The organism is Xenorhabdus yunnanensis, from assembly GCF_028598805.1.
GTDB lineage: Bacteria > Pseudomonadota > Gammaproteobacteria > Enterobacterales > Enterobacteriaceae > Xenorhabdus > Xenorhabdus yunnanensis.
This window is the reverse complement of the sequence record NZ_JAQRFI010000050.1, coordinates 23326-30960: the sequence shown is the minus strand read 5'-3', so window position 1 is coordinate 30960 and position 7635 is coordinate 23326. Positions and strand designations below refer to the sequence as shown.

Here is a 7635-nt window from a genome sequence, read left to right as displayed (position 1 = left end):
ATCAATAGAATGCAAATGTCAGATTGCGATGCGCCTGTTAGGGCGCGGCTGGTAAGAGAGCCTTATAGGCGCAGATGAAAAACCCCCGGCTATGCCGGGGGATACTTATTAAGAATCAGCTTCCAAATTGAAGGCTTGAATATCTTTCTTCTCTGTACATACTCATATGCATTCTTTGGTTTTTATTTTTTATTTCGTTTTTGTTGTAATATTTCAACTTTTGAATGATTTTGTACACTAATGCTGCCTTGTGCATTTAATTCTGTACATAGGTGATGAAAGGTTTCTTTAAATATCGTGCCATTATCATCAGATGGGTTGTGGCCTGTAATTTGAATCTGCAAGCGAGCAGAGTGATTCCCCTCAGCTGGTTGAGTTTTTGATACCAGTTCAGCGATATTAAAATCTTGGGCCGTGAATAAACTGGTAAAACGTTCAACAATACCCGGTGAATCATCTACATCTACTTTAACGGTGATGGTCGAAGGAAATTTTTTCTGAACACCACATCGTGTGCGTTTCATTACTATGAGTAGTTCAAGCTCTGCGCCTTTCTGTGGCAGGGTGGATTCGATCAAAGTAATGGCGTTCCAGCTACCAGATAGTAACATGATAAAGGTAAATTCTTCGCCAAACATTGCCAGACGGCTATCTTCAATATTACAACCGCATGTACTAACGAGGCGGGTGATGGTATTAACGATGCCGGGACGATCGGTACCCAGGGCTGTGATCACTAAAAAATGCTGTTCTGATGTTGGCAAAGCGATTTTCCTTTAATTTTAATAGATGTCTGCTGTGTATATTGTGTTTAAACATAAAAAATGATCAGGAGAAGGTCAATCGCATTTGTTAAGGGAGTATAGAATATGATTATAATTTCTGTTTAATTGGCTACACTTGATATTAACAAAATTCATTGAAATCGTGTGTTTAAAGAGTTTTCTTCTGTATAACAAGAAAGTACCATGAACTTCTCATTTGCAGTTTAAGGTTTAACTAAGGGGAAATGGTAATGGTAAGCGATCATTCTGGTTTTACAGGCAGTATAGTTGCATTGATAACTCCGATGGACTCAGCTGGTCAAGTTGATAAGACTAGTTTGAAAAAATTAGTTGATTATCATATCGCCAGTGGTACATCTGCGATTGTGTCGGTTGGAACAACTGGCGAGTGCGCAACACTTAACCATGACGAACACGTTGATGTTGTACTGACAACATTGGAAATGGCTGATGGGCGCATTCCTGTGATTGCAGGAACAGGGGCGAATGCTACGGCGGAAGCCATTTCTCTGACCAACTGTTTCGAAAACACGGGTGTTGTGGGTTGCCTGTCAGTGACACCTTATTATAATAGGCCATCGCAGGAAGGCTTATATTTGCACTATAAAGCAATAGCTGAGAATACTGACTTACCACAAATTCTGTATAATGTGCCATCTCGTACCGGATGTGATTTATTGCCTCCCACTGTCGCACGTTTGGCGAAACTGAAAAATATTGTTGCACTTAAGGAAGCGACAGGGAACTTAAGTCGTGTTAGTCAGATCCAAGAATTGGTTAATGATGAAAATTTCATTCTGCTGAGTGGTGATGATGCAAGTTTTGTCGATTTCATGCAGCTTGGTGGTAAAGGTGTTATTTCTGTAACCGCAAACGCTGCGGCAGCGGAAATGGCGCAGGTGTGTGAATTGGCTGAGCAAGGTGAATTTTTAAAGGCTCGTGGCCTGAACAGCCGACTGATGGGATTGCATCATCAATTATTTGTTGAACCTAGCCCGACGCCAGTTAAATGGGCTTGCCGTCAATTGGGATTGATTGCCGATGATTCATTGCGTTTACCAATGATTCCGCTAACGCAGGAAGGGCAGGTTCCAGTTGGTAAGGCCTTGAAAATAGCTGGATTACTGTAAAATTTTAGGGAATTTTAATGGCAACATTATTGCAAAAATCGAAAGTCATGAAGATTGCTGGTCTATCATTGGTAGTTTTTTTGGCTGCCTGCTCCAGCGATCAGCGCTATAAACGTCAAGTCAGCGGGGATCAATCCTATCTTGACATGCCTCCACTGAAAATATTGAACATCCCTGCGGGAATGATATTACCGCTGCAAAATGGTGAGTATAATATTCCGGCAACGGATTCAACAGGAGCAGTGGGAAAAGATTTGGATATACGTCCTCCATTGCAGGTTCTGCCGTTACTGACGGGTTCCCGCGTTGAAAATAGTGCTAACAGCAGTAAGTTGTTGCTTGAGAATACTCCGGAATACAGCAAATTATGGTCACAGATAAACAATCTGCTGGCAGAAAATGGGTATAAAGTCAGCCATAAAGATGATTCTGCACAAACCGTAACGACTGATTGGATCACATGGCAACGGGCAGATGAAGATGTTCCTTATCAGGGACGTTACCGTATTTCGGTTACCCAGCAAAGTTATCAAACAGTTTTGTCTGTTTCGAATGAAGGTTTGAAACATGGAGAAAAGGAAATTACCGCTCCGGCCGAAATCCAGCGTTACAATGTAATAATGCTTAATAAGTTGGTCAGTGGCTTAAGCCTGCAACAAGAGGCTACGAGCCTGAGCAGCGCTAAAAGCTCAGGTGCATTGTCCTTACAAAGTGGTAGTGATAATACCGGATTGCCTCAAATCATTGTGCGTGCACCATACAACGTAGTTTGGAACAGATTGCCATACGTGTTGGAAAGCATTGGTATGCAAGTCACGGATCGTACACGTTCCAAGGGAGCAATAGAAGTGACTTATAAAGGACGCAGTTCTTCTGATTGGAAAGTGTTGGGTGTAGAAGCGCCTTCTATCAGCGAAGGAAGCTATAAGTTGCAGGTGGGTGATTTGGATAACCGAAGTAGCCTACAGTTTATCAGTGAGAAAGGTAAGCCGCTGACTCAATCTGAAAATGATCAAATGCTGGCTGTGCTGGAAGCCGCATTTAGCCAATCCAAAGATAAGTAATATATTAAAGGGGCCAGGGCCCCTTTATATTTTGGAAGAGTTTTTTGTTTAATTCTTTACGTTTAAAGATGTCATATTTCTGGAGTATAAAATGCAGAAAAAAGCTGAGTTGTATCGTGGAAAGGCAAAAACAGTGTATGCCACTGACAATCCTGACTTGCTTGTACTGGAATTCCGTAATGATACATCAGCATTGGATGGTGAACGCATTGAACAGTTCGATCGCAAGGGAATGGTGAATAATAAATTCAATCATTTCATTATGAGCAAACTGGAAGAAGCGGGTATTCCGACGCAAATGGAACAACTGCTGTCAGATAATGAGTCCTTGGTGAAAAAACTTGATATGCTTCCTGTTGAATGTGTTATTCGTAACCGTGCCGCAGGCTCCCTTGTTAAGCGTCTGGGAGTGGAAGAAGGGGTGGTGCTTAATCCGCCACTGTTTGATCTATTTCTGAAAGACGATGCTAAACACGATCCTATGGTCAATGAATCCTACTGTGAGACATTTGGTTGGGTGAGCAAAGAGCATTTATCTGAAATGAAACGCCTGAGCTACAAAGCCAATGAAGTATTGAGCAAATTGTTTGATGATGCGGGCTTGATTCTGGTGGATTTTAAGTTGGAATTTGGTTTGTTCAAGGGCAAAGTCATATTGGGAGATGAATTTTCACCGGATGGTAGCCGCTTATGGGACAAACAGACGATGGATAAAATGGATAAAGATCGTTTTCGCCAAAGTCTCGGTGGCTTGATTGAAGCGTATGAGGAAGTTGCACGCCGTATTGGCGTTATTTTGGACTAGTGACGCAAACGATTACTTAAAAAGTATTGTTTAAAATAATAGGATGCCCGGCAATAAAAAGGGCATCCTATTTTCTTATTTTGCGCGCTCAGCCAACGTTAAAGCAGGGATTTGGTTATTTGTTTCCAGCCTTTTTGGTGCATACAGCCGTGATAAGATTCTCTTCTGGAATCCTCGTTAACATCCATCACATAGCTTTCGGTCACGGGAACATTCTGACTGTAGTAACCATTTTTTCCGCATTGATCTTTATTTATACAAGGTTGTTGTACCATTTTCATTGTTGATCTCTGGGCTACTTCATTTCTTACAGGAAATTGTTGTAATGCTGACAGCTTGCACTCAACTTTTGCTTCACTGAAAGGGACAGGATTACTTGTTGCTGGTACCCATTGCGTGGTGCAACCTGCCAAGGAGAGACAGATGATGATGGAGGACGTTAATTTTTTCATATTGCTTATACGAATGCATCTTGATTGCAAACTACTTCTGACAATCTTTCCGCAATTCACCCTGGTAAAAGTGTTGGTATTTATCAGCAAAAGCGCAATAAGGCTGGCTTGTTACTGACGCTATGGCTAAGTTGCCATGTTGTGATGCTTTTTCTTATCAAGAAAAAAAGGTGCATCTTGATTTGTATGAATAATTATTTATCAATGTTATTACTTAAAGCAAGAAAGTTAACAAACTGCAAGCTGCCCCACTGTTCACTCAATTTAGGTATGGTGATTGAAGTACAAGGAAGATCTGTTCCATGCCACTTTCATTAATGATTGTTTTATATGTAAATATAATCATTCACTCACTGAATAAAATATTTTTCATTAAATACAAAAATTTTAAGTTATTATCCAGTTCGTGTCATAATTTATGTTGTCTGATTCAAAAATAATCAAACATTGTTTTTATAGAGTCTTATAGGAAATAAAAACTAATGAGTCATATTGATCCTACTTTACTTATTTTGCTTGTGCTTGCAGGGCTTGGCATCATCAGCCATAACATGACAGTGACACTTGCCATGTTATTTCTGTTGGTAGTCCGTATCACGCCATTGAATCAGTTTTTCCCTTGGGTGGAAAAGTATGGCCTGACGATAGGTATCCTGATTCTGACTATCGGAGTCATGGCACCTATCGCAAGTGGGAAAATTTCCGCGCAGGAAATTTTTAGTTCTTTCTTAAACTGGAAATCCCTGTTGGCTATTGCTGTGGGTGTTCTTGTGTCATGGTTGGGCAGCCGTGGTGTTGCTTTAATGTCTAGTCAGCCTTCTACGGTGGCGGGATTATTGGTCGGCACGGTGTTGGGTGTGGCGCTATTCAGGGGGGTTCCCGTAGGCCCGCTGATTGCCGCTGGTCTTTTGTCAATCATGATTGGTAAGTCGTGACTGTGCATAGCTCATGGGTAACGTTGCAGGCACAGATGCAACAACAGGGACAACGCCGTTTGGTCGTTTTAAGTGGTTATCCCCAATGGAGTGCATTGATCGTCAATCAGCTCACAAAACAGTTTCAAGGGGATTGGCTGACGGTTTCTGCTCATACATCTGGTGTTATAGATCCAACAAAAGCTATTGATCCAACCAAAGCGGTTAGTTTGCTTGGACGTGAATTCCTGCACGGTATCTTTGATGCAACCCAGGGGTTTAATGCTGAAGCATTGGCGATACTGGCTGGCACACTAAAAGCGGGAAGTTGGTTGGTGATGTGTGTACCCGTTTGGTCACAATGGTCAGAACAGCCTGATGAAGATAGTTTGCGCTGGAATGAATCGGTAGGTGATATTCCAACACCTAATTTTATTCGGCATATTCAACAACAAATCCTCGCATTTCCTGAAGTATTATTATGGCGTCAGGAAATGCCTTTTCAGATGTCGGCGTTGCCTGAAACTGGAATGTGGCAGATGCCTGATGGGAACCCAACAACCAGTCAGCAATCTCTTCTTGAAGAATTGTTACAGGTTACACGAGGCGTTTGGGTGATCACTGCACCACGCGGGCGGGGGAAATCGGCTCTGGCAGGCATGTTGGTGCGATATTGGCAAGGTAAATGCTGGTTATGTGCCCCCGCAAAAATAACGACAGAAGTTATTCGACGCTATTCCGGTATTTCAGGCGATATCTCAGAGGATGCTGAGCAAAAATCTTTAGAACAAGAACCGCCTTTTTGGGCGGTAGACCATTTATTGAAATATTGCCGAGCGAAAAATAGTGGGCAAGAAAATCAAAGTGAAGCTGATTGGTTATTGATTGATGAAGCTGCGGCGATCCCAACGCCGCAATTGGCAGAATTGATCCGCCATTTTCCACGAGTATTGTTGACTTCGACAGTTCAAGGTTATGAAGGAACAGGGCGTGGTTTTTTGTTGAAACTTTGTGTCGCATTACCTGATTGTCATATTCGTGAATTGAAAACGCCCATGCGTTGGGCTGAGAATGATCCATTGGAAGAGTGGCTGGACAGTGCTCTGTTATTCAATGACAAACAGTTAATTAATGATAAACAGATAATTGATGGTAAGCCGCAGGTTTATGACACACGATTAAGTGAAGAACTATCAAGCAAAGAACTCTTGAGTGAAAAACGCCTGAGCGAAGAAAAGTTGCATTTTCATCCGATTCATCAGTCCGAATGGTTACAACATCCTACATTACTGCGTCAATTTTATGGATTATTAACCAGTGCGCATTATCGTACATCTCCTCTTGATTTGCGTCGATTAATGGATGGCAACGGGATGACATTCCTGGCTGCCATCTCCCGCTCTTCAGAGCATCAGCAAAAATTGATAGGCGCTTTATGGATGGTGAGTGAAGGTGGTTTGTCACAGACATTGGCACATGAGATATGGGCAGGGCGTCGGCGACCAAGAGGAAATTTGGTGGCTCAATCCTTGGCAGCACATAGCGGTTTTCCGCAGGCTGCAATCTTGCGATCGCAGCGAGTCAGTCGTATTGCTGTACAAGCTCAATATCGCCGTCATGGTATCGCGCAACATTTGATAATCCAGCAATGCCGGGAAGCCAGTAAACAAAAGCTGGATTTTATTTCTGTCAGTTTTGGCTATACTGCTGACCTTTGGGCCCTGTGGCAAAAATGTGGTTTTCGATTGGTAAGAATGGGAACTCATCGAGAAGCGAGCAGTGGTTGTTATACCGCAATGGCTGTCTTGCCATTGAGTGAGCAGGGGGAACGATTTGCCCAATCCGCACAGCAGCGATTATCCCGAGATGCCCGCGGATTGGAGTCGTTACTGGGCTTTGCCTTGCCAGTTGAGCATGGCAGTGACGAGAGTCTTAATGCCAGTGATTGGCAGGAATTGGCTGGATTTGCATTTGCCCATCGCCCTTTGTCAGCGTCTTATTTTGCATTGCAGAGATTACTGTTGATGAGTCATTTGGCTCTGCCTGCGTTGAGAAAACATCTTCAACAGCAACTAAGTATCGAACAATGTGTTAGTGATTTATCTTTGAGTGGCCGTAAGGCATTGCTGAAACACTGGCGGGAAGAGGCGGCTGATGCATTGGCAAACATAGATGAAATGCTTGCCAATCACTGGCGAAACTGGGTTATTTCTTGTGATTCTTCTGCGACCAATCATCCTCATCATCCCATTGATCGTTAAGATCTCGATGCGGAGGCAATTCACGTTTGTTATCCAAGAAAGATTTTGGATCGACGCGATTTAGCGCTTTTACCGCATTAATGATAATGCCGATGAGCACTAACAGAACAATCCACCAATAATCTATCAACCAATGCATGGTATTTTCCTCGACATAATATTTTCCTTGGAATATTAAGAGCCTCTTGCATGAAGCTCAGGAGCCTAATGTGTCATTTCTGATA

At 42.6% G+C, this 7635-nt stretch carries 8 protein-coding genes; 5 read left to right on the top strand and 3 right to left on the bottom strand.

The genetic code is table 11. The features are described 5' to 3' along the window. Positions 1-182: 182 nt before the first annotated feature. On the bottom strand, positions 183-764 hold the full coding sequence (locus PSI23_RS16860; RefSeq protein ID WP_273556175.1) for a glycine cleavage system transcriptional repressor: 582 nt from the start codon (positions 762-764) through the stop codon (positions 183-185). A 251-nt stretch (positions 765-1015) separates the two neighbouring features. Here PSI23_RS16860 and dapA point away from each other — a divergent pair, with 251 nt between their 5' ends. From dapA to purC, 3 genes are all read left to right on the top strand, one after another. Then, the gene (gene dapA, locus PSI23_RS16855; protein ID WP_273556174.1) at positions 1016-1915 is read left to right on the top strand and encodes a 4-hydroxy-tetrahydrodipicolinate synthase; all 900 of its coding nucleotides are present in this window, start codon (positions 1016-1018) and stop codon (positions 1913-1915) included. Between the two features lie 17 nt (positions 1916-1932). Then, positions 1933-2979 (top strand): outer membrane protein assembly factor BamC, encoded by a 1047-nt coding sequence (bamC, locus tag PSI23_RS16850; RefSeq protein WP_273556173.1) that lies wholly within the window; start codon positions 1933-1935, stop codon positions 2977-2979. Between the two features lie 91 nt (positions 2980-3070). Beyond that, positions 3071-3784, top strand: a complete 714-nt coding sequence (gene purC, locus PSI23_RS16845; protein WP_273556172.1) for a phosphoribosylaminoimidazolesuccinocarboxamide synthase — start codon at positions 3071-3073, stop codon at positions 3782-3784. A gap of 98 nt (positions 3785-3882) precedes the next feature. On the opposite strand, the gene PSI23_RS16840 is transcribed toward purC, so the two are convergent. Continuing rightward, positions 3883-4236 (bottom strand): hypothetical protein, encoded by a 354-nt coding sequence (locus PSI23_RS16840; protein ID WP_273556171.1) that lies wholly within the window; start codon positions 4234-4236, stop codon positions 3883-3885. A 482-nt stretch (positions 4237-4718) separates the two neighbouring features. On the opposite strand from PSI23_RS16840, the gene PSI23_RS16835 reads away from it, so the two are divergent. After that, positions 4719-5171 carry a DUF441 domain-containing protein gene (locus tag PSI23_RS16835; RefSeq protein ID WP_273556170.1) on the top strand — a complete coding sequence of 151 codons (453 nt, stop codon included), beginning with the start codon at positions 4719-4721 and terminating at the stop codon, positions 5169-5171. Further along, on the top strand, positions 5168-7411 hold the full coding sequence (locus PSI23_RS16830) for a tRNA(Met) cytidine acetyltransferase TmcA (protein WP_507232774.1): 2244 nt from the start codon (positions 5168-5170) through the stop codon (positions 7409-7411). The genes PSI23_RS16835 and PSI23_RS16830 overlap by 4 nt, the downstream gene beginning before the upstream one ends. Here the strand turns inward: PSI23_RS16830 and PSI23_RS16825 are convergent. Continuing rightward, positions 7356-7550, bottom strand: a complete 195-nt coding sequence (locus PSI23_RS16825; RefSeq protein WP_273556169.1) for a YpfN family protein — start codon at positions 7548-7550, stop codon at positions 7356-7358. The genes PSI23_RS16830 and PSI23_RS16825 overlap by 56 nt on opposite strands. Positions 7551-7635: the final 85 nt, after the last annotated feature.